General features: G+C 65.3%; 28 protein-coding genes. 3 read left to right on the top strand and 25 right to left on the bottom strand.

Translation table 11 applies throughout. The features are described 5' to 3' along the window. Position 1 precedes the first annotated feature (1 nt). The 16 genes from rpsH to IXW21_RS15350 all read right to left on the bottom strand — a co-directional run bounded on the left by rpsH (position 2) and on the right by IXW21_RS15350 (position 8,279). The gene (gene rpsH, locus IXW21_RS15425) at positions 2–400 is read right to left on the bottom strand and encodes a 30S ribosomal protein S8 (protein ID WP_194765137.1); all 399 of its coding nucleotides are present in this window, start codon (positions 398–400) and stop codon (positions 2–4) included. Positions 401–533: 133 nt separating this feature from the next. Next, the gene (gene rplE / locus IXW21_RS15420; protein WP_194765136.1) at positions 534–1,124 is read right to left on the bottom strand and encodes a 50S ribosomal protein L5; all 591 of its coding nucleotides are present in this window, start codon (positions 1,122–1,124) and stop codon (positions 534–536) included. After that, positions 1,124–1,483: a 50S ribosomal protein L24 gene (gene rplX, locus IXW21_RS15415; RefSeq protein WP_067121114.1), complete on the bottom strand. Its 360-nt coding sequence runs from the start codon at positions 1,481–1,483 to the stop codon at positions 1,124–1,126. Before rplX ends, rplE begins: the two co-directional genes overlap by 1 nt. Positions 1,484–1,486: 3 nt before the next feature. Continuing rightward, positions 1,487–1,855: a 50S ribosomal protein L14 gene (rplN, locus tag IXW21_RS15410; RefSeq protein ID WP_053097479.1), complete on the bottom strand. Its 369-nt coding sequence runs from the start codon at positions 1,853–1,855 to the stop codon at positions 1,487–1,489. Continuing rightward, positions 1,852–2,169: a 30S ribosomal protein S17 gene (gene rpsQ, locus IXW21_RS15405; protein ID WP_194765135.1), complete on the bottom strand. Its 318-nt coding sequence runs from the start codon at positions 2,167–2,169 to the stop codon at positions 1,852–1,854. The genes rplN and rpsQ overlap by 4 nt, the downstream gene beginning before the upstream one ends. Next, a complete protein-coding gene (rpmC, locus tag IXW21_RS15400; RefSeq protein WP_194765134.1) occupies positions 2,169–2,486 on the bottom strand; it encodes a 50S ribosomal protein L29 in 318 nt (105 codons plus the stop codon). The genes rpsQ and rpmC overlap by 1 nt, the downstream gene beginning before the upstream one ends. Continuing rightward, positions 2,486–2,905: a 50S ribosomal protein L16 gene (rplP, locus tag IXW21_RS15395; protein WP_167948788.1), complete on the bottom strand. Its 420-nt coding sequence runs from the start codon at positions 2,903–2,905 to the stop codon at positions 2,486–2,488. The genes rpmC and rplP overlap by 1 nt, the downstream gene beginning before the upstream one ends. Further along, on the bottom strand, positions 2,905–3,660 hold the full coding sequence (gene rpsC, locus IXW21_RS15390; RefSeq protein WP_017201587.1) for a 30S ribosomal protein S3: 756 nt from the start codon (positions 3,658–3,660) through the stop codon (positions 2,905–2,907). The genes rplP and rpsC overlap by 1 nt, the downstream gene beginning before the upstream one ends. After that, on the bottom strand, positions 3,660–4,058 hold the full coding sequence (rplV, locus tag IXW21_RS15385) for a 50S ribosomal protein L22 (RefSeq protein ID WP_194765133.1): 399 nt from the start codon (positions 4,056–4,058) through the stop codon (positions 3,660–3,662). The genes rpsC and rplV overlap by 1 nt, the downstream gene beginning before the upstream one ends. A gap of 25 nt (positions 4,059–4,083) precedes the next feature. Further along, positions 4,084–4,365 (bottom strand): 30S ribosomal protein S19, encoded by a 282-nt coding sequence (rpsS, locus tag IXW21_RS15380; RefSeq protein WP_017829205.1) that lies wholly within the window; start codon positions 4,363–4,365, stop codon positions 4,084–4,086. 12 nt (positions 4,366–4,377) lie between these two features. Continuing rightward, the gene (gene rplB, locus IXW21_RS15375; RefSeq protein ID WP_067121105.1) at positions 4,378–5,217 is read right to left on the bottom strand and encodes a 50S ribosomal protein L2; all 840 of its coding nucleotides are present in this window, start codon (positions 5,215–5,217) and stop codon (positions 4,378–4,380) included. A gap of 20 nt (positions 5,218–5,237) precedes the next feature. Then, entirely contained in the window at positions 5,238–5,561 is a 324-nt protein-coding gene (gene rplW / locus IXW21_RS15370; protein WP_017829206.1) for a 50S ribosomal protein L23, read from the bottom strand. Further along, the gene (gene rplD, locus IXW21_RS15365) at positions 5,558–6,220 is read right to left on the bottom strand and encodes a 50S ribosomal protein L4 (protein ID WP_194765132.1); all 663 of its coding nucleotides are present in this window, start codon (positions 6,218–6,220) and stop codon (positions 5,558–5,560) included. The genes rplW and rplD overlap by 4 nt, the downstream gene beginning before the upstream one ends. A 2-nt stretch (positions 6,221–6,222) precedes the next feature. Continuing rightward, positions 6,223–6,882 carry a 50S ribosomal protein L3 gene (rplC, locus tag IXW21_RS15360; protein ID WP_194765131.1) on the bottom strand — a complete coding sequence of 220 codons (660 nt, stop codon included), beginning with the start codon at positions 6,880–6,882 and terminating at the stop codon, positions 6,223–6,225. An 8-nt stretch (positions 6,883–6,890) separates the two neighbouring features. Beyond that, positions 6,891–7,199, bottom strand: coding sequence for a 30S ribosomal protein S10 (gene rpsJ / locus IXW21_RS15355; protein WP_017201594.1), 309 nt, complete (start codon positions 7,197–7,199; stop codon positions 6,891–6,893). An 867-nt stretch (positions 7,200–8,066) separates the two neighbouring features. After that, entirely contained in the window at positions 8,067–8,279 is a 213-nt protein-coding gene (locus tag IXW21_RS15350; RefSeq protein WP_194765130.1) for a hypothetical protein, read from the bottom strand. Positions 8,280–8,637: 358 nt separating this feature from the next. Between IXW21_RS15350 and IXW21_RS15345 the strand changes: the two genes are divergently transcribed. Continuing rightward, a complete protein-coding gene (locus IXW21_RS15345) occupies positions 8,638–9,456 on the top strand; it encodes an alpha/beta hydrolase family protein (RefSeq protein ID WP_194765129.1) in 819 nt (272 codons plus the stop codon). A gap of 257 nt (positions 9,457–9,713) precedes the next feature. Here the strand turns inward: IXW21_RS15345 and IXW21_RS15340 are convergent, their stop codons facing one another. The 5 genes from IXW21_RS15340 to IXW21_RS15320 all read right to left on the bottom strand — a co-directional run bounded on the left by IXW21_RS15340 (position 9,714) and on the right by IXW21_RS15320 (position 16,755). Beyond that, the gene (locus IXW21_RS15340; protein ID WP_323742275.1) at positions 9,714–10,532 is read right to left on the bottom strand and encodes a M23 family metallopeptidase; all 819 of its coding nucleotides are present in this window, start codon (positions 10,530–10,532) and stop codon (positions 9,714–9,716) included. Positions 10,533–10,711: 179 nt separating this feature from the next. Beyond that, on the bottom strand, positions 10,712–11,221 hold the full coding sequence (locus tag IXW21_RS15335) for a hypothetical protein (protein WP_194765127.1): 510 nt from the start codon (positions 11,219–11,221) through the stop codon (positions 10,712–10,714). Between the two features lie 60 nt (positions 11,222–11,281). Further along, the gene (locus IXW21_RS15330; protein WP_194765126.1) at positions 11,282–12,694 is read right to left on the bottom strand and encodes a sugar transferase; all 1,413 of its coding nucleotides are present in this window, start codon (positions 12,692–12,694) and stop codon (positions 11,282–11,284) included. Between the two features lie 172 nt (positions 12,695–12,866). Continuing rightward, complete coding sequence (locus IXW21_RS15325; RefSeq protein ID WP_194765125.1) at positions 12,867–14,603, bottom strand: DUF4012 domain-containing protein; 1,737 nt, start codon at positions 14,601–14,603, stop codon at positions 12,867–12,869. Between the two features lie 73 nt (positions 14,604–14,676). Continuing rightward, positions 14,677–16,755: a hypothetical protein gene (locus tag IXW21_RS15320; protein WP_194765124.1), complete on the bottom strand. Its 2,079-nt coding sequence runs from the start codon at positions 16,753–16,755 to the stop codon at positions 14,677–14,679. 197 nt (positions 16,756–16,952) lie between these two features. On the opposite strand from IXW21_RS15320, the gene IXW21_RS15315 reads away from it, so the two are divergent. Together IXW21_RS15315 and IXW21_RS15310 are read left to right on the top strand one after the other, a co-directional pair. After that, positions 16,953–18,080 (top strand): glycosyltransferase, encoded by a 1,128-nt coding sequence (locus IXW21_RS15315; RefSeq protein WP_194765123.1) that lies wholly within the window; start codon positions 16,953–16,955, stop codon positions 18,078–18,080. After that, the gene (locus tag IXW21_RS15310) at positions 18,077–19,045 is read left to right on the top strand and encodes a glycosyltransferase family 4 protein (protein ID WP_194765122.1); all 969 of its coding nucleotides are present in this window, start codon (positions 18,077–18,079) and stop codon (positions 19,043–19,045) included. The genes IXW21_RS15315 and IXW21_RS15310 overlap by 4 nt, the downstream gene beginning before the upstream one ends. Before the next feature lie 3 nt (positions 19,046–19,048). Here the strand turns inward: IXW21_RS15310 and IXW21_RS15305 are convergent, their stop codons facing one another. The 4 genes from IXW21_RS15305 to IXW21_RS15290 all read right to left on the bottom strand — a co-directional run bounded on the left by IXW21_RS15305 (position 19,049) and on the right by IXW21_RS15290 (position 23,797). Then, entirely contained in the window at positions 19,049–20,149 is a 1,101-nt protein-coding gene (locus IXW21_RS15305; RefSeq protein ID WP_194765121.1) for a glycosyltransferase, read from the bottom strand. Next, complete coding sequence (locus IXW21_RS15300) at positions 20,146–21,249, bottom strand: polysaccharide pyruvyl transferase family protein (RefSeq protein WP_194765120.1); 1,104 nt, start codon at positions 21,247–21,249, stop codon at positions 20,146–20,148. Before IXW21_RS15300 ends, IXW21_RS15305 begins: the two co-directional genes overlap by 4 nt. A 66-nt stretch (positions 21,250–21,315) precedes the next feature. Further along, complete coding sequence (locus IXW21_RS15295; protein WP_323742273.1) at positions 21,316–23,133, bottom strand: ABC transporter ATP-binding protein; 1,818 nt, start codon at positions 23,131–23,133, stop codon at positions 21,316–21,318. Then, complete coding sequence (locus IXW21_RS15290; RefSeq protein ID WP_194765119.1) at positions 23,105–23,797, bottom strand: ABC transporter permease; 693 nt, start codon at positions 23,795–23,797, stop codon at positions 23,105–23,107. The genes IXW21_RS15295 and IXW21_RS15290 overlap by 29 nt, the downstream gene beginning before the upstream one ends. Positions 23,798–23,866 lie beyond the last annotated feature (69 nt).

Genomic DNA, 23,866 nt, shown 5'->3' with positions numbered 1-23,866 from the left:
ATTACCACACGTAGGCGAGAACTTCTCCGCCCACGCCCTTCTGCTCTGCCTGACGGTCGGTGAGAAGACCGGAGGAGGTGGACAGGATGGCCACGCCGAGGCCGCCGAGGACCTTGGGGAGCTCGGTGGACTTCGCGTAGACGCGGAGGCCGGGCTTCGACACGCGCTTGATGCCCGCGATCGAACGCTCGCGGTTGGGGCCGTACTTCAGCTGCAGCGTGAGGTTCTGTCCCACGCGCGCCTCGGAGGTCTCCCAGCCGGCGATGTAGCCCTCCTGCTGGAGGATGTCGGCGATGTGCGTCTTCAGCTTGCTCGACGGCAGCGTCACGGAATCGTGGTGCGCCGAGTTCGCGTTGCGCAGACGGGTCAGCAGATCTGCGACCGGGTCTGTCATTGTCATTGGTGTTTTCCTTTGTTCATACGGTTCCGGCTGCCGTTACACGACAGACGGCCTGCGATGAGCACGCAATCTTCGATTGTACGTGCAATTCGACGGGCCCAGTGACCACTGGCCGCTGAGCCCGTCGAAAGTGCTACGCCTGGGCGTCGTCCGAACGGAACGGGAAGCCGAGGTGACGCAGCAGAGCGCGACCCTCGTCATCCGTCTTCGCGGTGGTGACGACGGTGATGTCGAAACCGCGAACCCGGTCGATCTTGTCCTGGTCGATCTCGTGGAACACGCTCTGCTCCTGGAGACCGAAGGTGTAGTTGCCGTTGCCGTCGAACTGCTTGGCCGACAGTCCGCGGAAGTCGCGGATGCGGGGCAGTGCGAGCGAGACCAGGCGGTCCACGAACTCCCACGCACGGTCGCCGCGGAGGGTGACGTGCGCGCCGATGGCCTGGCCCTCACGCAGCTTGAACTGCGCGATGGACTTGCGGGCCTTCGTGACGATCGGCTTCTGGCCGGTGATCTTGGTGAGGTCGTCGACCGCACCATCGATCACCTTGCTGTCGCGAGCTGCCTCGCCGACACCGGTGTTCACGACGACCTTGACCAGGCCGGGGATCTGCATGACGTTGGCGTAGCCGAACTCGTCCTGCAGAGCCTTCTTGATCTCGGCGTTGTACTTCGCCTTCAGGCGGGGCTGGATCTTGCCAGCCACCGCAGCGTCGGTCGATGCCATCAGAGGTCCTTACCGCTCTTCTTCGCGTAGCGCACGCGGACGGTGCGCTTGACGCCGTCCTTGGTCTGCTCCTCGACCCGGTGGCCGACCTTGGTCGGCTTCTTGGTCGAGGGGTCGACGAGTGCGACGTTCGAGATGTGGATGGACGCCTCGACGGTCTCGAGGCCTCCCGTCTTGGTGCCACGCTGCGTCTGTCCGACGCGGGTGTGCTTGGTGACGTAGTTCACGCCTTCGACGATGACGCGGTTCTTCTCAGCAAGGACCTCGAGGACCTTGCCCTGCTTGCCGCGGTCGCCGCCACGCTCCTGCGTGGCTCCGGTGATGACCTGAACCAGGTCACCCTTCTTGATCTTCGCCATGACTTAAATAACCTCCGGCGCGAGCGAGACGATCTTCATGAACTTCTTGTCGCGAAGCTCACGACCGACCGGTCCGAAGATACGGGTGCCGCGGGGCTCCCCGTCGTTCTTCAGGATGACGGCGGCGTTCTCGTCGAACTTGATGTACGAGCCGTCGGGACGACGCGTGGACTTGACCGTGCGGACGATGACGGCCTTGACCACATCGCCCTTCTTGACGTTTCCGCCGGGGATCGCGTCCTTGACGGTCGCGACGATGGTGTCACCGAGGCCGGCGTAACGACGACGCGAGCCGCCGAGCACACGGATGGTGAGCAGCTCCTTCGCGCCGGTGTTGTCGGCGACCTTGAGGCGAGACTCCTGCTGAATCACTTGGCCTTCTCCAGAATCTCCACCAGACGCCAGCGCTTCGTGGCGCTCAGCGGGCGGGTCTCGTTGATCAGGACGAGGTCGCCGATGCCGGCGGAGTTCGCCTCATCGTGCGCCTTGACCTTCGAGGTGCGGCGGATGACCTTGCCGTAAAGCGGGTGCTTCACGCGGTCCTCGACCTCGACCACGATGGTCTTGTCCATCTTGTCGCTGACGACGTAGCCACGACGCGACTTGCGGTAGCCACGGGCGTCCTCATCGCGTACGTCGTGTGCGGCGTGCTCAGCCTCGACTGCGGCTTCCTTCTTGGTGGCCATCACTCAGCCTCTTCCTTCACGGCGTCGTCGGCGGCATCCGCCTTCTTCGCCTTCGACTTGGACGCCTTCTTGGCCGGGACCTCGACCGGAGCGGGCGTCGCACGGATGCCCAGCTCGCGTTCGCGGATCACGGTGTAGAGACGCGCGATGTCGCGCTTGACGGCGCGGATGCGGCCGTGGCTCTCCAGCTGGCCGGTGGCCGACTGGAAACGGAGGTTGAAAAGCTCCTCCTTGGCCTTACGCAGCTCCTCAACGAGGCGCTGGTCTTCGAACGTGTCGAGCTCTGCCGGAGCGAGCTCCTTGGTGCCGATCGCCATTACGCGTCGCCCTCCTCGCGCTTGATGATGCGTGCCTTGAGAGGCAGCTTGTGAATGGCACGGGTGAGTGCCTCGCGAGCGAGTTCCTCGCTCACGCCGGAGACCTCGAAGAGGACCCGACCCGGCTTGACGTTGGCGACCCACCACTCGGGCGAACCCTTACCGGAACCCATGCGGGTCTCGGCAGGCTTCTTGGTGAGGGGACGGTCGGGGTAGATGTTGATCCACACCTTGCCGCCACGCTTGATGTGACGCGTGACCGCGATACGAGCGGACTCGATCTGACGGTTCGTCACGTAGGCAGGCGTGAGCGCCTGGATGCCGAACTCGCCGAAGGAGACCTTCGTGCCACCGGTCGCCTGGCCGCTACGGCCGGGGTGGTGCTGCTTACGGAACTTGACCTTGCGGGGAATAAGCATCAGGCAGACGCTCCTTCTGCGACGGGTGCCTCGTTGCGCGGTGCGCGACGACGGTCGCCACCACGGTCATCACGACGAGCCTTGGGGGCGTTGGCCTGCTCGCGAGCGAGCTCCTTCGCCGTCAGGTCGCCCTTGTAGATCCAGACCTTCACGCCGATGCGGCCGAAGGTGGTCTTCGCCTCGTAGAAGCCGTAGTCGATGTTCGCGCGCAGCGTGTGCAGCGGCACACGACCCTCGCGGTAGAACTCCGAGCGGCTCATCTCGGCGCCGCCGAGGCGGCCGGAGACCTGGATGCGGATGCCCTTGGCGCCAGCGCGCTGCGCGCCCTGGAGACCCTTGCGCATCGCACGACGGAACGCCACGCGAGCAGAGAGCTGCTCGGCGATGCCCTGTGCGACGAGCTGAGCGTCGGCCTCGGGGTTCTTGACCTCGAGGATGTTCAGCTGGATCTGCTTGCCCGAGAGCTTCTCGAGGTCGCCGCGGATGCGCTCGGCCTCGGCTCCACGACGACCGATCACGATGCCCGGACGGGCGGTGTGGATGTCGACGCGGACGCGGTCACGGGTGCGCTCGATCTCGATGTTCGAGACACCGGCGCGGTCGAGCTGCGTCTTCAGCAGGTTGCGGATCTTGATGTCCTCGGCGACGTAGTCGGCGTAACGCTGACCGGGCTTCGTCGAGTCCGAGAACCAGCGCGACACGTGGTCCGTGGTGATGCCGAGACGGAAGCCGTACGGGTTTACCTTCTGTCCCATTACTTGCTCGCCTTCTTGTTGCTGTCGCTCGCAGCAGCCGGAGCTGCGGCGGGCGTCGAGAGCACGACCGTGATGTGGCTCGTGCGCTTCTTGATCTGGAAAGCGCGACCCTGTGCACGGGGCTGGAAACGCTTGAGCGTCGTGCCCTCGTCGACGTAGGCGTTAGCCACGTACAGGTCCTGCTCGTCGAGGTACTCGCCGTCACGATCCGCCTTGACCTGCGCGTTGGCCATGGCCGACGCGACAAGCTTGTAGATCGGCTCACTGGCGCTCTGCTGTGCGAACTTCAGGATCGCCAGAGCTTCCTGGGCCTGCTTGCCCTTGATGAGCGCGACGACACGACGAGCCTTCTGAGGGGTCACGCGGATGTGTCGCACGCGTGCGATGGACTCCACCATTTCTCTCTCCTCTATCGCCCCCGCGTCAGCGGCGGCGGCCCTTCTTGTCGTCCTTCTCATGGCCGCGGAAGGTGCGGGTGGGCGCGAACTCGCCCAGCTTGTGTCCGACCATGGTCTCCGACACAAACACGGGGATGTGCTTGCGACCGTCGTGGACCGCGATCGTGTGTCCCAGCATGGCCGGGATGATCATCGACCGGCGGGACCAGGTCTTGATGACGTTCTTGGTGCCGGCTTCGTTCTGCACGACCACCTTGCGAAGCAGGTGATCGTCGACGAAGGGGCCCTTCTTAAGACTGCGAGGCATCTTCTCTTACTCCTACTTACGCTTCTTGCCGGCGTTACGACGACGCACGATGTACTTGTCGCTTTCCTTGTTGGCGTGACGGGTGCGACCCTCAGCCTGGCCCCACGGGGAGACGGGGTGACGTCCACCGGACGTCTTGCCCTCACCACCACCGTGCGGGTGGTCGACCGGGTTCATCGCGACACCACGGACGGTCGGGCGAACGCCCTTCCAGCGCATGCGGCCGGCCTTGCCCCAGTTGATGTTCGACTGCTCGGCGTTGCCGACCTCGCCGATGGTCGCGCGGCAGCGCGCATCGACGTTGCGGATCTCGCCCGAGGGCAGACGCAGCTGGGCGAAGTTGCCATCCTTGGCGACGAGACGGACGGATGCACCGGCCGAACGTGCCATCTTCGCGCCGCCACCGGGACGGAGCTCGATCGCGTGGATGACGGTACCCGTCGGGATGTTCTTCAGCGGGAGGTTGTTGCCCGGCTTGATGTCAGCGCCGGCACCCGACTCGACGACGTCGCCCTGCTTCAGCTTCGCCGGCGCGAGGATGTAGCGCTTCTCGCCGTCGAAGTAGTGCAGCAGCGCGATGCGCGCGGTGCGGTTGGGGTCGTACTCGATGTGAGCGACCTTGGCGTCCACGCCGTCCTTGTCATTGCGACGGAAGTCGATGACGCGGTACTGGCGCTTGTGGCCACCACCGATGTGACGGGTCGTGATGCGGCCCTGGTTGTTGCGACCACCGGTCTTCGAGAGCGGGCGCAGCAGCGACTTCTCCGGCGTCGATCGGGTGATCTCGGCGAAGTCAGCCACCGACGAGCCGCGACGGCCCGGGGTCGTGGGCTTGTACTTGCGAATAGCCATTATTGTCCTTATCCCCCGGATCAGCCGATTGCCGTGAAGATGTCGATGGTGCCCGACTTCAGGGTGACGATGGCGCGCTTGGTGTCCTTGCGCTTGCCGGTGCCGAAGCGGGTGCGACGAGCCTTGCCGACGCGGTTGAGGGTGTTGACCCCTGCGACCTTGACGCCGAAGATCTTCTCGATGGCGAGCTTGATCTCGGTCTTCGAAGCGCGCGGGTCCACGAGGAAGGTGTACTTACCCTCGTCGATGAGACCGTAGCTCTTCTCGGACACGACCGGCTTCAGGATGATGTCGCGCGGGTCCTTGTTCAGGGCCGTCTGGAGAACAGATGCCTGCTCGCTCATGCGGAGACCTCCTGGTTGGCGCCGGACTTCGAGGCGATGAAGCCCTCGAGCGCGGCCTGGGTGAAGACGATGTCGTCGGAGACGAGCACGTCGTAGGCGTTGAGCTGGTCGAACGTCAGCACGTGCAGGTTCGACAGGTTGCGGATGCTCTTCAGCGTCACGTCGTCGTTGCGCTCGATGACCACGAGCACGTTCTTCGACGAGACGACGTTGGTGAGGAAGTTCACCGCGGTCTTGGTCGAAGGCGTGCCGTCGATGCCGAACGACTCGATGGCGTGGATGCGCTCACCGCGGAAGCGGTCGCTGAGCGCGCCCAGGAGGGCGGCGGCGATCATCTTCTTGGGGGTGCGCTGCGAGTAGTCGCGCGGCTTGGGGCCGTGCACGATTCCACCACCGGTCATGTGCGGCGCGCGGATGGAGCCCTGACGGGCGTTACCCGTGCCCTTCTGCTTGAAGGGCTTGCGGCCGGCACCCGAGACCTCACCGCGACGCTTGGTCGAGTGGGTTCCCTGGCGAGCCGCCGCGAGCTGCGCGACGACGACCTGGTGGATGAGCGGGATGTTCGTCTTGGCGTCGAACAGCGCGGCGGGAAGCTCGATCGAGCCAGCCTTCTTGCCGTCTGCCTTGAGGACGTCAAGCGCGAGAGTGGAGTCAGCCATGATCAGGCACCCTTCACTGCGTTGCGGACGTAGACGATGCGGCCACGAGCACCGGGGACGGCGCCCTTGACGAGCAGCAGACCCTTCTCGATGTCGACGGCGTGCACCGTGAGGTTGAGGACGGTCACGCGCTCGCCACCCATACGGCCGGCCATGCGCATGCCCTTGAAGACGCGGCTCGGGGTCGACGATGCGCCGATGGAGCCGGGCTTGCGGTGGTTGCGGTGCGAACCGTGCGATGCCGAGACGCCCTTGAAGTTGTGACGCTTCATGACACCGGCGAAGCCCTTGCCCTTGCTCGTGCCGACGACGTCGACGAGCTGTCCGGCCTCGAAGGTTCCATCGACCGTGAGCTCCTGGCCCAGGGTGTAGTCGCCGGCGTCCGCGGTGCGGATCTCGGTGACGTGACGGCGCGGCGTGACGCCGGCGGCCTCGAAGTGAGCGGTGAGGGGCTTGTTCACCTTGCGGGGGTCGATCTGACCGTAGGCGATCTGAACGGCCTTGTAGCCGTCCTTCTCGGGGGTACGGATCTGCGTGACCACGTTCGGCGAGAGCTCGATGACGGTGACGGGAACGAGCTTGCCGTTCTCGGACCACACCTGCGTCATGCCGAGCTTGGTGCCCAGCATGCCCTTGGAAATCTTTGCGTTGATGTCAGCCATGTCGAACCTCAGAGCTTGATCTCGATGTTGACATCGGCAGGCAGGTCGAGACGCATCAGCGAGTCGACAGCCTTGGGCGTCGGGTCGACGATGTCGATCAGACGCTTGTGGGTGCGCATCTCGAAGTGCTCGCGGCTGTCCTTGTACTTGTGCGGCGACCGGATGACGCACACGACGTTCTTCTCGGTCGGAAGGGGCACGGGACCGACGACAGTTGCACCCGCACGGGTCACGGTGTCGACGATCTTGCGTGCGGACGTGTCGATGACCTCGTGGTCATACGACTTCAGGCGAATGCGGATCTTCTGTCCCGCCATTGTCTGCTCTCTCTCTTTAAGCGTCTTACCGTCCGGGACCGGGTGGCCCTGGGGCATTGGACGCACGTCGGCGCTGTTCGCGCCTCGGCACTCGAACGACTCTCGCGAGCCGATCTGCTGCACCACTGTTCTGCTGTCATCCCGCAGGCCTCTCAGCGAGCGGGTGTCCGACCTCCGCCGCGCACGGCGAAGCCCTCGTGATGAAGATGTCGGGATCGTTCTGCCACCCGCGGCCTAGGTCCCTGCGCGTCTGCGCCGCCTATGCACTGTCGTGGTGGTGATCCGGCTCACGCTGAGCGCGCCGGAATGTCGAACCTGTCTATTCTGCCACGGCGGATTTCCCCAGTGCAAACCCGGGCGTGTCGCGTTTGCTGAGCATCCCCTGGACATGCCCCCGCGGCCCCGGGCTCAGAGCCTCGGAACCACGCCTCCGGTCGTCAGAGAACCGGAGAGAGCGGGGCGAGGCATCCCCATGCCTCGCCCCGCTTGGGGAGGGCGTTCAGTGCGAGGGGGCACACCGAACGCGAGGAGTCCGGCGTGAAGGGACGCCGTCTTCCTCGTTCGAGGGCGCGGCGGAGTGACCGCCGCACGGGCGGGAAGACGCTGAAGCGCACAGAGTGCGCGCGTCGCATGATGATCCCCAAAATCATTCCCCAGTTTGTCGCGGCGAACCGCGTACTTCGGGAGGTCGAACCCCTTCGACGTCCCTGATCGCAAGTTCCCCAGGCGATCTCTCTCATCCTAGGGGATGGCCGCACTGAAACGCGATACCGCCGTGCCGAATACCGGGTTTCCAGATCGCGGATGCAGAAGAGCGGCGGCTCCCCCGGGTGGAGGAGCCGCCGTTGTCAGACTGCGTGAGTCGCGTTACTGGTTGCCGACAGCCTTGTCGGCCTGGTCGCGGATCTCGTCGATCTTGTCCGCTGCACCGGGAGCGATCTTCTTGGCGAAGTCGGCGACGCCGTCGAGCACCTTGTCGCTGATGTCCTCGGCCTGCTCGCTCTTGACGGCCTCAGCGATCTTGTCCTTGTTCTGCTCGTACAGGTCCTTGCCCTTGTTGACGGTTTCCTCGATACCCATGACGGGCCCCCTTTTTCTGCGAACGATCGCATCGGATGTGCGACGCACGTACATTCTGCATGGAAGGACCGGCAAGCGGAAGGAGGTCCCCCTGGGCAGGGATGCCCAGCCCCGTAGGCCCGCAAACTCTATCGAGAGCCTCACCAAGCCCATACCCACCTAGCTTCAGGCAAAGCGCAGCAGGGGCGGTTCCGAGTTGTGGACTCGTGGCGCCCTCCCGCCGGACGATCCAGCACTTGAATGGGCTGGCCGGCTAGAGCACCGGTCGACACAGACGCCCGGCACGACTGAGACGCAGAGCTCAACTTCCTATCCGAAATAGCCGAACCAGACCCGACCGAATGCTAGCGTCGGGCAGATGCAAAGCTATCCGAGTCAGCAAGTGGCTTTAGACGATTGGACGTCTCGATACCCGGCGCCGGGGATCTACATGTTGACCACTCAGCTCGAACACAACCTCGCAGCGCATGCGAATGTCGCAGTGCGCGTGGGCGCGCGCCGGATGGTCGTCTTTTTACCTGGCGCCCAGGGTGCTGGATCAGTGCGCCGCGTTCCTTTTTTCCACCGATGGACTTGGCACGAAGACCTTTCGGAAACGCACGTCGTCGCATTGGGTGACCCCTCGATCGCGCTGGATGAGCGACTGCGCGGAGGGTGGTTCATGCACCCCGAGATCGACCTGATCTCGGAGCTCGCCTCTATCGTTCAGAAGATTGCAACCACCCTGGACATCAAGCTTGATAGCGTGACGATTCACGGTTCATCGTTGGGAGGATTCGGGGCCATCGGAATCGCCGCGCACTTGCCCGGCTCTTACGCCATTGCTGAGATTCCTCAAATCGACGTCGAGCGATGGCCGGTACCTAGCGCCATCCACATGCTCGAGGAAGTCGTTCGACAACCACTGTCGGAGTTTCGAAAGGTGTTCCCTGAGAGGGTGGATCTGATTTCTAGGTTACTTTATGCGAAAGTCGTTCCCCCGCTACTTCTAATCACCAACGAGAACGACACGAGCTACGATCAGCAGAAAGCATTCCTCGACTCCTTACCGAAGCTTTCTGAGGAATGCGACTTCCTAGGAGAGCAATCAGTTCTCGTCACGGACTCGGTCTCTGGCCACACTCCGTTACCAAAAGAACAAATCATTGAGATAATTCGAGGTGCCCGTTTTTCCTAGCGAACCTTCGCACCAGCGCCCAACCACGCTGAAACCTCATACGCGACAACGCCCTCTTGACTGCGCCTGCCGTGCCGAGTTTGAGCGATATTTCGCGATGCGGTTACCCGCGTACGTTGGTCGTCCAGCCCTCGTGACGTCTTGACAAGATTGAACGCGAGAATTGCTTTGGTGGCGTCCCGCGCTGGTTTAGGACAAGAGCGAGTCAGATCGCGGGGAATCGGTTGATCTAAGGGGAGCCGCCAATACCTAGGCGATCAGGAAAGCCAAAAGTTTCTCTTCACGATCACCTTCTGTACTCTGATGCCAGAATTCAGCGCGCGCACTTGCGCGAAAATCCTCAATCGCCCCGAAAGAAAATAGGGGACGGCGTACTGGCCGAAAGTTTGCGGGTTCACTGCCGAATCACGAGTGGGCGGTATTTCGAGAACTGGCTGGCCTGAAGTCTTCGTGACCTGTCCCGCCGAGTCGAGAGCCTCGGCCACCACGCGGATTTGAAAACCCCTCGTTACGCCTGTCGCGCTGAAGTAAATTGCGAGGTCGCCGGTCTCACTGCCCGAAGTTCCCGTGCTCGCGAGGTAATACTTTCCCATACCGACAGGAACCGTCGTCCACTTGCGGTTGGGCAGAGTCGCGTTCCACGAATATTCGGATGATTGGTGTACTGGCATGGGGTCCTCCGGTTCAGCGTAATTCTCAAAATCGACAGAGTTGGTGAACCCCAACTGCAGGGGCGTGCCGCCGAGCCATAGCGACACATGCACGTGGGGGCCGTATCCGGCTTCGTATCCGAAGCCGGATGCCCCCGACACGGCGATGACCTGCCCTCGCGCCACCCTTGTGCCTGGCAGAACCGCGCTCGACTGAAGGTGGAGGTAGCGGATGTAGTTGCCGTCGTCCGCGCGAAGCGCCAGGTATCGGCCGGTGGCCGTCGACGTGGTGTCCTTGCGGTCGACGATGACCCCGTCGGCAGCAGCTCTGATCGGCGTCCCCACAGGGACCGCGTAGTCCGTGCCCGGCTCCCCCGACGGCGGGTTGCGATTCCGGTGGTCCTGCCAGCTGCTCGAGATGCGCACGTCTCCACATGGACGAAGATACGTGCCCGCAGCGGTGGCCGAGAGGCTGGGCGAGAGCAGATCCCATCCGATCGCCGTCGCGCCGACGGCCACTCCCGCACCGACCAGCAGCGCCCGACGAGAGAAGAAGGGCTGAGCGCGGTGTTCGGACGAGGGCTCGGAGTCCCCCGCATCGCACACTAGCGATCGCCCCCCTCATTCTCGCCGCGGATCAGGTTCTGGATCTGCTCTTCAGGCAGCTGCTCGATCGATCCCGAACCCAGCTCCATCTCCGGGGCGTCCGGCGTGCCGCCGATGGTGCACACCGACTGCCCCTGATAACCCATGGTCGCCGCCGGTACGATGACGAGCCATTCCGGAGTAACGATGCGCTGCTCGATACGCGTGTTAGGAGCGTCGAAGACGACGTCCGGAGCGAAGGTCGAGACGGTCGCGTCGATGCAGATCTGTGCGAGCTGCTCGAAGGTGAAGGCGCCGTACTCCGGCCCGGGTGTCGCTGAAGGCTCGGCCGTGGGCGTCGGCTCAGCGGTCGGAACCGTAGCCGACGGCGTCGGTTCGGGAGTCGAGGTGGCTGTCGATGTCGGAGCAGGGGCAGTCGCGTCGGCATCCGCGGCGCAGCCTGCCGCAGTTGCGAGTATGACGATGGCCAGAGCACTCGCAGCGAGACGCGTCGCAAGGGGGGATCTCATGGTCTCGAATGTACCCAGGGCGAGGGTGCAATCGCCGTCACCGCGCGGGCGGTCTACAGATCAGTGAGCGCTCACGCCCGGCGCCACTACTGCCCTGATGGTGCGGAACAGGATGACGAAGTCCTGCGTGAGCGACCAGTTCTCGACGTAGTAGAGGTCGAGACGGATCGTCTCCTCCCACGAGAGGGTCGAGCGTCCGCTGACCTGCCACAGGCCACTCATGCCCGGCTTGACGAGGAGCCGCCGGTGTTCGAAGTCGTCATAGAGTGCGACCTCGGTCGCTCGCTGCGGCCGGGGGCCGACCAGACTCATGTCTCCGCGGAACACGTTGATGAGCTGCGGGAGCTCGTCGATGGAGTGCCGCCGGAGGAAACGTCCGACACCCGTGATGCGCGGATCGTCGTTGATCTTGAACAGCGGCGTGCCACCGTCGCCCTGCATGTCGAGCAGGGTCGCCAGCTGGTCATCGGCGTCAGCGACCATCGACCGGAACTTGAGCATGCCGAAGGTGTGCCCGCCTCGACCGATCCGGTCCTGGCGATAGAAGACGCCGCCTGGCCCGTCGACCCGGACTGCGATCGCGGTGGCGAGGAACACCGGAGAGAGCAGGACCAGGAGCACGAAGGATCCGACGATGTCGAAGCTGCGTTTGAGGAAGCGCTCGGACCCCTCCATACGGGGATAGTCGACATGCACGAGCGGCAGTCCGGCGACGGGGGTCGTGTGCAGACGAGGACCTGCGATATCGGTCATCACCGGCGCCATGATGAGCTGGATGTCACGATCCGACACCGCGTACCCGAGGCGACGCAGCGTCAGGGGGTCGAGATCGTCGGATCCGACGATGATGAGCGCGTCGAAGCGCAGGTCGTCGAGAACGCCCTCGACATTCGCGATGCTGCCGAGCACCTCGAATCCCGAGATGTCGGCAGCCGACGTGCCTTCGGTGATGACGCCGACGATCTCGTAGCCGCTGCTCTTGGCGCGGCGGATCTCGCGCGCGACATGCGCGACCTTCGACGGCTCGCCGATCACCACCGCACGGTGCAGGTACTGGCCCGTCTTCTGACGTCCACGAAGCCACTGCCGGCACAGCCAGCGCGACAGGAGCAGGAGCATCAGTCCGACCGGGAAGACGACGGCCACCAGCAGTCGCGAGAGCTCGATCCCGAGGAAGAACGCGATCGCGACGGTGAGGGCGAAGACCGCGACCGAGGCGTTGACGATGCGCCGGTATTCGTCGGCTCCCTGACCGACGATGTGCCGGTCGCGCGAGTCCGTCGCATCGAGGGCGATCAGCCAGACCACGCCGATCACGATCAGTGCGGACAGATAGGAGACCCGGGGCCCGCTCGGCCAGAGCACGCCCGCCGGAAGTCTGGGCAGCAAGATCGCCCCGGAGATCAACAGCGCGACGACCATCACGATGAGGTCGCTGTAGAACAGACGACTCGCGTACCGACGGTTCCACATGAGGCGCCGCGACTTGTACTCGGGAAGCCGCGTACCGCCTCTCGCTCCGCCGTCTGAGCTGGAGTCACCGTGATCGAGTTGAACGACGACGACTCTCACCCCCTCCGGTCCGACGTCAGAACGCCAGCCATAATACCGGTCGAAGGATATTACGGCAGTACTCGTGCAGCGCTCAACCGGAGCACCCGTCAGTGACGGCCGGCTTCGCGCCCCGCACCATCGGGTTCGTCTGAAGCATGAGAGGGCCGTGGTCGCCGTCGGATCCGACGAACGTCGCGGTGACCGAGACCGAGTCGCCCGGATCGAACCACGCCTCGAACGCGACGACGGGGCGCCCGAGATCGTCGATGCCACTGTGGGTCACCGAGACCTCGTCGCCGGTGAAGTCCGCCTCGGACAGAGTCGTTCCGGGAGGGCCGTAGACGAAGATCGTGTCGCGGAAGCGAGCACCGAACGTCATGCTCTGCACGTAGCGCGGCAGTGCCTCAGCCTGCCGCTGCGTCAGCGGCAGAGTGAGCGATGCATCCGCGGTGAACGTGGCGGTTCCCGCCTCGCAGGTGGACCTCGCAGAGGTCGCGGTCTCCGTGAAGTAGTCGATCTTCGAGCCGTTGGTGTTGTTGAAGTAGACACCCATCGTGGTGGTGTTCTTGTTGTTGTCGGGAAGGATGCCGCTGATACGGGCGCCCTTGATGGCATCCGCTACCTGCGAGTCGTCACTCCAGACCAGCACGCTGCCCTGCGAGGCGCTCTCCGAGACCGCCCACAGCATGTCCTTGAGGTCGAAGTCTCCGGTGGCGATCTTGTCGAAGACGGCGGCTGCGGTGTCGGCGAAGAATCCGTCGACGAGTTCAGGTTCCTTGTACGAATCCCACCGTCCGTAGACCTCGCTCAGCAGAAGCGAGACGGCGTTGTCATCCGAGAGGACCTCACCCGAGGCGAGCTCGATCGGGCCGGTCGCGACGAGGATCCGCGACAACGCGATCGGGTCGATCGAGATGACTCCGGCGATCTCATCGGGGGCGATGTCGCGCTGCCACCAGGCCCTCATGATCTTGGCCGCAGTGGGGAAGTCGGGCCGGCTCATGCTCGTGTTGATGTGGTCCACGAGGTAGCTCGTATACAGCTCGATGGCGCTCGGCGGCACCTCGACATCGACCGCGACGCCGTTCTGGTAACTGCCGCTGTTGCCCTGAGAACCCATCTCGATCTTGCCGCCGTCGACCTTGACGAGCGTCTGAGCCGCTGCGCTGCCACCCAGCGCCAGCGTCTCGGCGTTGTTCTGGAAGACGAGCAGGTAGTTCTTCGCACCGTCACCTCCCAGAAGGGACGGCAGAGTGGCGATCACGGGGGCTGCGGTCGACATCACCTTGTCGACGTCGTCGATCCCGTCACGCACGACCGAGACGAGGAACGGCGAGTCCGAGACAGACTCCAGCCCGTCTGCGAGTTCGGTGATGCGCGCACCCTGATCCGCGGAGGCATCGAGGAGCCTCTCCGTGATCGAACCCGTGGAGCCCTCGGTGCCCATCACGGGCACGGCGACTCCGTTCACGAGCGCATCGAGCGACTGCGCTGCGAGACGCACTCCCTTGAGGTTGTCGCCGACGGCGGGAATCCACTCCATGAGCCACCACACCGGATCCGACGCGGCGGACCCTGCACTGGCGGCGTTCTCGGCGAGCTCCGGAAGCAGCTCCTGGGCCTCGCCACCGTTCTGGATGTCGCTGAGCAGCTCCTGACTCTTGAGCAACCCGTCCTTCACGGTGATGGCACGCAGCCCGACCCAGCAGACGGCGAGGAGCAGAACGATGACGACGAGGCTGAGAATCACCCAGACGCGACGACGACGCCTCTGGCGGCCCGTCTTCTCTTCGTCGATGGTCTGCGCTTCCTGACGATCAGGACTCATGGACGATGCACCTTTCCTTCCGGAGCGACCGGGTTCGGTTCACTCTCGGCAGCTCTGCACGATTCCGTGGCACTCATTCTGCCTCCGGTGTGATGAAGACCGGAGACGCACCGAGCGTCACCGTGACCTCTCCGTCTTCCGACTCCACCAGTTCTGCGTTCCCTGACATATCCGTCACGGTCACCGCGACATCCGACGCGAACGTGCGCTGCACGTCACCCTGCGCCGCCCACGCGACCCGGGTCGTCTCGTCGCCCGTCCCGAACACCGTCACGGTGCTCGTCTCATCGGACTCCTCCGACGAGAAGTCCTTGCCACCGAGCTGCGCGATCATCAGGGCCTGGGCGAAAGCACCCGGCTTCGGAGCCAGCGCGACGACGTTCGCTCGCGGGCTGTTCTCGTAGAGACCGAAGTTCGACTCGCCTGCCGCGAGATCAGGGGTGTCGTTGATCAGGTCATACCAGAAGTACTTCTCGACGCCGTTCGCGAAGGCGAGTGCCTCGTTGCGTACCAGCATCTGCCCCTGCTCGAGAGCGCCGACACCGTCGTAGTGGGTGGGGAAACCCATCTCCGTCACCCACACGGGTCGCGTCTCGCCCGCGAACTCCTGCATGTCGGCGTAGGACTGCTGCACGGTTCCGGCGATCAGGTCGGAGTCGCGGTTGATCCAGGACTCGTACGGGTGGTAGCTCGCCACGTCGGTCACCGCGAGCCCGCCCGCCTGCCAGAACCCGACGAACCAGTCGCGATCGTAGAGAGCGGTGGAACCCGTGACGATCGGGAGGTCCGGATGCGCCGCGCCCACGTGGTCCTGCACGGCCTGCGCGATCGGCACGTAGCACGAGGGCGCCGGGCCGCAGGCGGTGTCGTTCTCCCGATGGTTGAACTCGTTGAGCACCTCGAGACCGACCAGGTCGAACCTGTCGGCGACCGCCTTGGCATAGGCACCGTACGCCTGGATCGACTGCTCGCTGCCGGGCGCCTTCCGGCTTCCATAGAGCCGGTTGCCGTAGACGACGAGGCCCAGCAGCTTCACGTCGTTCGCATGCATGCGAGAGAACTCACGCTCGTAGTTCGGGTCCCACACATACTGCCCGGGGGTCTTCTCGTTCCGCTCCCAGGAGATGTCGTTGCGCACCTCGGCGAATCCGAGCGCGGCGGCGAGCGAGCCCGTGCCTATGAAGGTCTCCTTCTCGACGTGGGCAGCGACGCCGAAGCGTCCGTCCTGCGCGATCGAGAAGCCGTCGGTGTCGATGATGGCGACGGCCGTCTGGATCTGACGCCCGGATGCGTCGTTGACGGAGACCTCGTAGTGTCCCTGCGAGACGCCGGTCAGCGGCAGAGCCGCGAGCGCCCCTGCGACCGCGGACTCCCCCGTGATCGGCTCGCCCCCCGCCGTCGACGTCGCGGTCCAGCTCACGGGCCCCTCCGGCAGTGAGACGGCGAGCAGCGCCGACTCACCGGTCATGACGAGAGAATCGTTGACGATGCCCGACGGCGTCTGCACGGCCTCGAACGAGCCGTTCGGCACGAGTTCGGCACCGTCACCTCCCATGATCGAGACATCGTCGATTCCGAAGCCGCGGACGGCACCCGACAGCACGACGTCGATCGATGAGGCAGCCGCGTCGGCCGGGGAGGTGAACGGGAACTCGATCGGCTCCCACTCCGCGTCAAGCTCGGGCAGTTCGAAGGTCTGGCCCGCGACCGTCAGGCGGATGCCCGAAGCGATCTTCTCTTCTGCGAGAACGCGCGCCGACAGCCTGAGGGTGTACTCCGCGGCGGGAGCGAGCGTGACAGGCGCGCTGGCAGCGATGATGTCGGCATCGTCGGCGGGAGCATCCACCCGCAGCGAGACCGCCCCACTCGCGGCGGCGCCGACCTCGGGCAGCACGGTGCCGACCAGCGTGCGGTCGGCGAGGGTCCATCCGTCCACGGAGGCTCTTGCGACGTTCGTGACGGGCACGACGGCGGGCGGATCGGTCACGACCGGCGTGGGCGTGGGGGTGGGCTGCGGCGCTCGGGTCGCCTCCGCCTGCGGCTGCTGTTGCGAGTTGAGCACCATGACGGCCGCAGTCGCGGTCCCTCCGACAAGGAGCACGGCGACCGCACTGGCGATGATGATCGTCTTCTTGGTGGCGCGCAGAGCCATCGTGTCCTCTCCCCCGGAAATGTTCCGTTCCAATGTATCGGGTCGTGGTCGGGACGAAGCTGACAGTGCGTGCCACGGCATTCGAGGCTTCCGGCGCGAGGAGATCACCGCCGAGAACTTCCCTAGACTCGACCCATGCGTCCACAGGCCTCTGCACGACTCCGCGCCTGGGCTCCCTTCGAGAAGAGGAGGACGCCGTGAGCGGCGCCCTGGTGCACGAGTGGCTCGCGCCGCGAGGCGGGTCGGAGAACGTCTTCGAGGCGCTGACGCGGATCTTCCCGGATGCCGCGCGCTACTGCCTGTGGAACGACAGCGATGGCCGTTTCTCTGTCGACGGTGAGACCTGGCTCGCCAAGACGCCGCTGCGCCGTCGCAAGGCCGCAGCTGTGCCGCTGATGCCTCTTGCGTGGCGAACTCTTCCGCCCGTCGACGCCGACTGGGTTCTCGCCAGCTCGCATCTCTTCGCCCACCACGCGAGATTCGCCGGGTCGGCACGCGAGGCCCCGAAGCTCGTCTACGCCCACACCCCTGCCCGCTATATCTGGAACCCTGAGCTCGATGCCCGCGGCGACTCGCTGCCCGCGAGAATGGCTGCGAGCGCCCTGAAAGGGCTCGATCGCCGCCGCGCGCAGGAGCCGGTCGCGATCGCCGCGAACAGCGTCTTCGTGCAGAAGCGCATCGAGGACGCCTGGCATCGCGACTGCACCGTGATCCATCCGCCGGTCGACGTGACCGGCTTCCTCCGCCCCGCGGCGCCGGACCAGCGCGACCTCGACACCCTCGCGCGCCTTCCGGAGCGCTTCCTGCTCGGCTTCTCCCGATTCATCCCGTACAAGCGGCTGGAACTCGTGATCGACGCGGGCATCGCGGCGGGCGTGCCGGTGGTCCTCGCGGGCGCCGGCCCCGACGAGGCCCGACTGCGTGCATTCGCCGATGAGCGGGCCGGCGGCGCGGTCTTCTTCGTCCCCTCCCCCGGTGCTGAGCTGTACAGGGCGCTTCTGCAGCGCAGTATCGCCCTCGTCTTCCCCGCGGTCGAGGACTTCGGCATCGTGCCGGTCGAGGCGATGGCCGCAGGGCGTCCGGTGATCGCCAACGCCGTCGGTGGAGCAGCCGAGACGATCGTGCACGGGCGCACCGGCGCTCTCGTCGAGGACTGGTCGCGCGACGAGATGCGCAGGGCGGTCGAGCTGGCCGCCACGCTGTCACCGGAGGCCTGCCGGGCGCAGGCGATGACCTTCTCCGAAGAGGTGTTCGCCGACCGCATCCGCCAGTGGGTCGCCGACTCCGTCGACGGAGCACACGTGCCAGGGCTGAGGCGAGCATGAGCACTCTGTTCGTCGATGACCGCTACCGCGGCGCGCACGGCATCGGCCGCTACGCCGCCGAGGTGTTACCCCGACTCACCGTGCCGTGGGAGCCACTCGGTCTCGATGGCTCTCCGTTCACCGCGGTCGACGCCTTTCGCGGCGTGGGCCCGGCTACGGCTCGCGATGCACTCGTCTACTCCCCCGGGTACGGCGCTCTCGTCCGTGCTCGACGTCAGCTGCTCACCCTGCACGACCTCATCCAGCTGCGCGGATCCGGGCTGAGCTGCTGGAAATTCGCTGCCTACTACGCGGGTCCCGTGCGCGATGTCGTGCGCCGAACCGGGGTCGTGCTGACGGTGTCCGAGACCTCGGCCCGAGCGATCCGCACGTGGGTCGGCGACGACGCCGTCGAGATAGTGAACGCGGGCAATGGATGCTCTGCGGCGTTCAGTCCCGCGGAGGCAGCGACGAGCCTTGCCGATCCCTACGTGCTGTTCGTCGGCAACGGCCGGGCACACAAGAACCTCGACACCGTGCTCGACGCGCTCGTCGTCGCGCGTGATGTCCGCCTCGTCGCGGTCGTCCCCGAGCATGAGATCGCCGACCTCGACGCCCGCGCGGGGCGCCGGAGCATCGGCGACCGGGTGCACTGGATGAGCGGCGTCGACGACGACGAGCTCGCCGACCTCTACCGCGGCGCAGCAGCCACGGTGATGCCCTCGACCCTCGAGGGATTCGGGCTCCCCGCCCTCGAGTCGATCCGATGCGGAGTGCCCGTCATCCATTGGTCGGGGTGCGAAGCCGTGGCGGAGATCGTCGTTGGCCGCGGCTGGGCGGTGGGCTCTCCCGACGACCCGCAGGAGTGGTCGAGCGCTCTGACAGCTGCCGTGCAGTCTCCACGCCGCGTGGATCCACCCCCAGGGTACGACTGGGGCCGAACCGCGCAGATCATCTCCGACACGATCGCGCGCCTTCTCGACTGACGCTCAGTCGAGAAGATGTCGGACCGTGCGCACGAACTCCTCGAGCGCCTCGGCCTTCTGCACCCACGACTCCGCGGCTGCGGCGTGGACACCGGCGCGGTTCAGGGACGGCGTCGAAAGGGCGCGGTCGAGCGCGGCATCCGCATCTCCGTCGCCGGTGTACACATCGACGCCGACCTCGGAACGCCCTCGGATGCCCGGTGTCTCGCGCGCGACGACAGCGAGACCTGCAGCCAGATACTCGTAGAGCTTCATCGGGCTGCGCCCGGCGTTGAGGGGGTTGTCGGAGAGTGGCAGCAGCCCCACCCGAGCGGTGTGCAGCAATGCCGGGACCTCCGCGTAGGGCACGGGGCCGACCAGGTCGACGTTCGAGGGCAGGGGGTGCGCAGGGCGTGCATCCGGCCCCGCGATGACGAAGTCGACGTCAGGGTGCGCCTGCGCCCAGGCGTCGACACGGTCCCAATCGAAGCGGTCGTCCAGGGCGCCGACGTAGACGCACCGGGCGGCTCGCGGGGCCTCCTCATCGACGAGCGCAGCGAAGCGCCGCACGTCGACCCCGTTGCCGAGAACGAGCGACGGAATACGCACGGGTCCGAGCGCTCGCAGCACCTCGTCGGACGTGGCGACCACACCGTCGACCGCAGCGAGGATGCGCTGCTGCAGCGAGTTCTTGAGGCCCGAGGGGTAGAGGTCGGTGGGGCGATAGATCACCGAATCTCCGAGCGCGCGCACGGAATCGTCCCACAGCAGCGGCTGATCGATCAGGACCGCGTCGAATCGCGCTGCGACACCCGCACGCTCGAGCAGTCGAGCGACGCTCGGCGCTCCCGCCTGCGCGGGCAGGATCGTGCGCGGAACGATATGCAGCACACCATCACCGTCACGCTGCGAACCGCGCGGAACCGTCGTGAGGTCGCTCCTCTTCACGCGCCCGGTGACCCGATGCATGAGCGAGATCGGCGTACTCAGGTGCACCACATCGGCTCCGCGCGCCGACAGCTCTCGCGCGTAGTGATGGCTCCCGACCCGGAATGCACCGAACGGATGACTGTGCGAGAGGAACAGGATGCGCGAGTTCCCGTTTGATGTCGAGGTGCCCGTCATGCGCGTGCCCGTCGAACAGCCGCACGCATACCGCGCTCGATCTCGTCGAGTGTCGCTGCAGCGACTCTCACACGCTCGCTGATCTCTGCCGCGCGCTGCGGTGTCGGCGTCAGCGCCGCTGTCATGCGCGCTGCATCGGCCGTGGCCGAGTCGACGGATATCCCCTCCAGGCCGACTGCCGCGAAGGCATCCGCGATCTTCGCCGTCGGACTCGGCACGAGCTCGACGGGAATCGCGCCGCTGAGGGCTGCGAGCACCAGGACGTGCATACGGTCGCTGATCACGATCTGTGCCGCGTCGTAGCGGTCGCGCAGGACCTCTTCCTGAGTGACCGAGTCCGTGTCGCCCCACGCGTCGAACGTGCCGCCGAGCAGCCGAGCGATCTCCCGCGCCCGGTCCTCGTCTTCGCGCACCTGCACGACCGTGCGGATGGTGAGGCCGGCGGCGTCTGCGGCTTCGCGCACCGCACGGATCCACGCGGCGTCAGGCAGGGGGCGCGCACCGCGAAGACTCACGAGCAGCTCGGTGCGCTCGCTCCAGGCGAGACCGGCGCGTGCCCCGGCGGAGAAACCGATGTCGGGTGCGAGCGTGCCATAGCCCGCTCGCGTGATCGTAGCGCCGTCACGCCAGAGCGTGACCTGGGAGAGGCGCGCTGCCAGACGATGGATCGCGAGCGCCGGCCACGAGGGCGCGCGGATGCCGCGCGGCGGTCGCACGACGACGCCGCCCTTGAGCCTGACGATGATCGTCTCGGCCAGGAAGACGAGCTCTCTGAGGCCGTTGCCGCGATCGAGCGGGATCTCACCGGCTTCGAAGACCAGCACAGGGTGCTGCGGAGCCGTGGCAAGGAGCCAGAGCCAGCGCGGCACCGACTTCTTCGACCGCAGCACCATCGTGCCGGCGGGGATTCCGAGCTGCCTCAGCCACACATCGGGGGCTTCACCGATGTACGCGATGAGCTCGTCGCTCGTCCCCTCCGCCCAGTGGAGGGTTTCGCGTCGGATCAGGGCATCGCCGATGTTGCCCGCAGGACCGGTGAGGGAGACGAAGGTTCTGGTCGGACGTGGAGCTCTTGGTGATCGTTCATCGCGACGAGGCATGAGGAGGATCTGATCGCTTCCGTTGGTTGCGGCTAGGGTTTGCAGGTACCCGCGGCGCCCGACGGTTCAGAGGAGCCCTGTGGCGGTCGCAGTACCTGCGCCGCCATCGGCACCTACGTCAACACCCGCATCAGCAGCCGCACCGGAGTCAGCGCCTGCACCAGCATCAGACCCGGCTTCTGCGTCGGCACCCGCGCCAGCGTCAGCACCTGCGCCAGCGTCAGCACCTGCGCCAGCGTCAGCACCGCCGCTGCCGTTGGCGCCTGCAGTCGCGTCGCTCGGTGTCTCGGTCTGGGCGGGGGGCGCGGGAGCTGTCGTCGCGCCAGGATCCGGCGCCGGAACATTTGGCTGTGAGGGACGGCTCGGAGCGTCGTTCTCTTCCGGCTCCTCAGTCTCGACCGGCAGCAGGCGCGTGACGGTCACCGGAGCGCTGACCCGCACACCGTCGGCATTCTCGGCCGTCACCGTGTAGACCGCGAGCTCAGCGTTGCAGGGGAAGGCGACAGCGCGGTCAGCCAGGTTCGCCGGCAGAGCCGCCGCGAGTGGGAGCTCGAGAGCGTCGACCTGCGTCTCGCCGATCCCGATCGCGACGCTCTCCGCATCGTCGATCTGCCAGCTCAGCAGCACCTGTGCTTCGCTGTCCTCAGCGGCACACTCGACAATCGGTGTGTTGACTGTGAAGGTCTTGATCACCGGTATCTCTGCAGGGACCGATGCCGACGGTTGAGGCTGCGCAGACGCTTGGGTGTCTTCTGACGGCGCGGCAATACTGCTCAGCGCCCCGATGATGGCTCCGGCCGCGACGGCGAGCAACACTGCCACACCCGTCAGCACCATAAGCAGCACGCTGCGCTTGCGCGAACGCTGCTCTATACGGCGATGGCGTTCTCGGCGCGCGAGGGCGCGAGGCTCCTCCGCGGCCGAAGGCAATGCGACCGCCTCGTTCACCGGCTGCGTCCGTTGCGAGCTGTCAGCGACAGCAGCGCCATCGAACCCCACGGCGACCGGCGCATGCTTGGTCACGGGCCTCGGCGCCGATGCCGATGCTGCTCCGACGGCTCCAGCCCCCGGATTCTTGGTCCAGGCGACATACTCGTCGATCACGTCGTCGGTCGGGCCGTCTGCGATGAGCTCGCCCTTGTGCACCCAGAGCACTCGCTCGCAGGTCTCCTTGAGCGAACCGACCGAATGGCTGACGATCATGACCAGACCAGCGCTGTCGCGCAGCTCGTTGATGCGTTTCTCGCTTTTGGCACGGAACCGCCGGTCCCCCACCGCGAGCGCCTCATCTATGAGCAATACTGAGTGCGCCTTCGCCGAAGCGATCGCGAACCTGAGCCTTGCGGCCATACCGGATGAGTAGGTGCGCATCGGGTGGTAGATGAAATCGTTGAGCTCGGCGAAGTCAGCGATCTCATCAACCTGCGCCGATGCCTCTTCAGGGGTGAATCCCATCGCAAGGAGACCGAGCTTGATGTTGTTCTCACCTGAAAGCTCAGGGACAAGTGCCGCGTTCACGCCGAGCAACACCGGACGCTCGCGGGCAAAAATAGCCCCCTGCGACGGAGGGATGAGACCACTCATCGCTCGGAACAGCGTGGATTTTCCAGAGCCGTTATGCCCGACGACGCCGATCGACTCGCCCTCGGTCGCTGTGAAGCTGATGCCGCGGAGTGCGGGGACTGTCTGAAGATCACGCCCACCTCTGATCGAACGCAGGCTCGTGAGCGACTCGCGAGCGGTGAGCTTCTTACCCGAGGCATAGACGCGATAGTTGACGTGGACATCGTCCGCGATGATCATCGCTCGTGGTCCGTGTTCAGCGACATCCGATTCTTGTCCAGGCAAAAGGAGGTCAGTCACTGAGTCCATACCTAGGTTCACCCTGCCAGAAGAAAATCGTGCCCCCTACGAGCATCACGAAAGCCCATAGAGGCGCCGCGATCCAGGCTGCTATCGGAGCGGAGTAACCGGATAGAAGCACGTCACGGGAGATCGCGATGAAGTCATAGGTGGGGACGAGGTGCATGATCGCCAGCAGCGTCGGATAGTCCGCGAGAGCTCCGTCAACATTGAAGAAAATGCCTGTGGCGTAGAAGAGCACTCGATTGATGATCGGCACGACCTGCTGGACGTCGCGCGTACGCACAGCAATCCTGGCGACGACCACAGCTACACCGAAGTTAAAGGCCCCCATCACCATGAGGATCGGGATGATGAGCAGCCACGACCAGGAGATCGGCTCACCCAAAACAAGGAGAAGAATTCCGAGCAGCAAGACCACGGGTACCATGCGCATCGCCTGTTCCACGACGACGGAGAAGGGGAGCAATACCCGTGGGAACCCGAAGCTCTGGACAAGCTTGGTGTTACTTGTGATTGCCTTCGAGCCGCTGCCGAAGCACCCCGTAAAAAACTCGAAGACAAATACGCCCACTATCAGAAATTGGACGAAGTTCGAGGGCCGTGCAGGGCCTGCGAGCACGAAGTGGAAGATCGTGCCGTAGATGATCGCTAGCGAGAGCGGCTTCAATACGATCCAGAGCACACCGAGTCGATTCGGCAATAGACCCGATATCAGACGGCTTCCCGCCAGTCGCAATGCGAATGAACGAAG

Origin of the sequence: Microbacterium sp. UFMG61 (assembly GCF_015354505.1) — a bacterium.
GTDB lineage: Bacteria > Actinomycetota > Actinomycetes > Actinomycetales > Microbacteriaceae > Microbacterium.
This window is presented reverse-complemented; position numbering and strand designations above follow the sequence as displayed.

Excerpts from the sequence above, each read along its gene's own strand:
- rpsH (WP_194765137.1), bottom strand. The coding sequence starts at position 400 with ATGACAATGACAGACCCGGTCGCAGATCTGCTGACCCGTCTGCGCAAC.
- rplE (WP_194765136.1), bottom strand. The coding sequence starts at position 1,124 with ATGGCATCGACCGACGCTGCGGTGGCTGGCAAGATCCAGCCCCGCCTG.
- rplX (WP_067121114.1), bottom strand. The coding sequence starts at position 1,483 with ATGGCGAAGATCAAGAAGGGTGACCTGGTTCAGGTCATCACCGGAGCC.
- rpsQ (WP_194765135.1), bottom strand. The coding sequence starts at position 2,169 with ATGGCCACCAAGAAGGAAGCCGCAGTCGAGGCTGAGCACGCCGCACAC.
- rpmC (WP_194765134.1), bottom strand. The coding sequence starts at position 2,486 with ATGGCGATCGGCACCAAGGAGCTCGCTCCGGCAGAGCTCGACACGTTC.
- rplP (WP_167948788.1), bottom strand. The coding sequence starts at position 2,905 with ATGCTTATTCCCCGCAAGGTCAAGTTCCGTAAGCAGCACCACCCCGGC.
- rpsC (WP_017201587.1), bottom strand. The coding sequence starts at position 3,660 with ATGGGACAGAAGGTAAACCCGTACGGCTTCCGTCTCGGCATCACCACG.
- rplV (WP_194765133.1), bottom strand. The coding sequence starts at position 4,058 with ATGGTGGAGTCCATCGCACGCGTGCGACACATCCGCGTGACCCCTCAG.
- rpsS (WP_017829205.1), bottom strand. The coding sequence starts at position 4,365 with ATGCCTCGCAGTCTTAAGAAGGGCCCCTTCGTCGACGATCACCTGCTT.
- rplB (WP_067121105.1), bottom strand. The coding sequence starts at position 5,217 with ATGGCTATTCGCAAGTACAAGCCCACGACCCCGGGCCGTCGCGGCTCG.
- rplW (WP_017829206.1), bottom strand. The coding sequence starts at position 5,561 with ATGAGCGAGCAGGCATCTGTTCTCCAGACGGCCCTGAACAAGGACCCG.
- rplD (WP_194765132.1), bottom strand. The coding sequence starts at position 6,220 with ATGGCTGACTCCACTCTCGCGCTTGACGTCCTCAAGGCAGACGGCAAG.
- rplC (WP_194765131.1), bottom strand. The coding sequence starts at position 6,882 with ATGGCTGACATCAACGCAAAGATTTCCAAGGGCATGCTGGGCACCAAG.
- rpsJ (WP_017201594.1), bottom strand. The coding sequence starts at position 7,199 with ATGGCGGGACAGAAGATCCGCATTCGCCTGAAGTCGTATGACCACGAG.
- IXW21_RS15350 (WP_194765130.1), bottom strand. The coding sequence starts at position 8,279 with ATGGGTATCGAGGAAACCGTCAACAAGGGCAAGGACCTGTACGAGCAG.
- IXW21_RS15345 (WP_194765129.1), top strand. The coding sequence starts at position 8,638 with ATGCAAAGCTATCCGAGTCAGCAAGTGGCTTTAGACGATTGGACGTCT.
- IXW21_RS15335 (WP_194765127.1), bottom strand. The coding sequence starts at position 11,221 with ATGAGATCCCCCCTTGCGACGCGTCTCGCTGCGAGTGCTCTGGCCATC.
- IXW21_RS15330 (WP_194765126.1), bottom strand. The coding sequence starts at position 12,694 with ATGTGGAACCGTCGGTACGCGAGTCGTCTGTTCTACAGCGACCTCATC.
- IXW21_RS15325 (WP_194765125.1), bottom strand. The coding sequence starts at position 14,603 with ATGAGTCCTGATCGTCAGGAAGCGCAGACCATCGACGAAGAGAAGACG.
- IXW21_RS15320 (WP_194765124.1), bottom strand. The coding sequence starts at position 16,755 with ATGGCTCTGCGCGCCACCAAGAAGACGATCATCATCGCCAGTGCGGTC.
- IXW21_RS15310 (WP_194765122.1), top strand. The coding sequence starts at position 18,077 with ATGAGCACTCTGTTCGTCGATGACCGCTACCGCGGCGCGCACGGCATC.
- IXW21_RS15305 (WP_194765121.1), bottom strand. The coding sequence starts at position 20,149 with ATGACGGGCACCTCGACATCAAACGGGAACTCGCGCATCCTGTTCCTC.
- IXW21_RS15300 (WP_194765120.1), bottom strand. The coding sequence starts at position 21,249 with ATGCCTCGTCGCGATGAACGATCACCAAGAGCTCCACGTCCGACCAGA.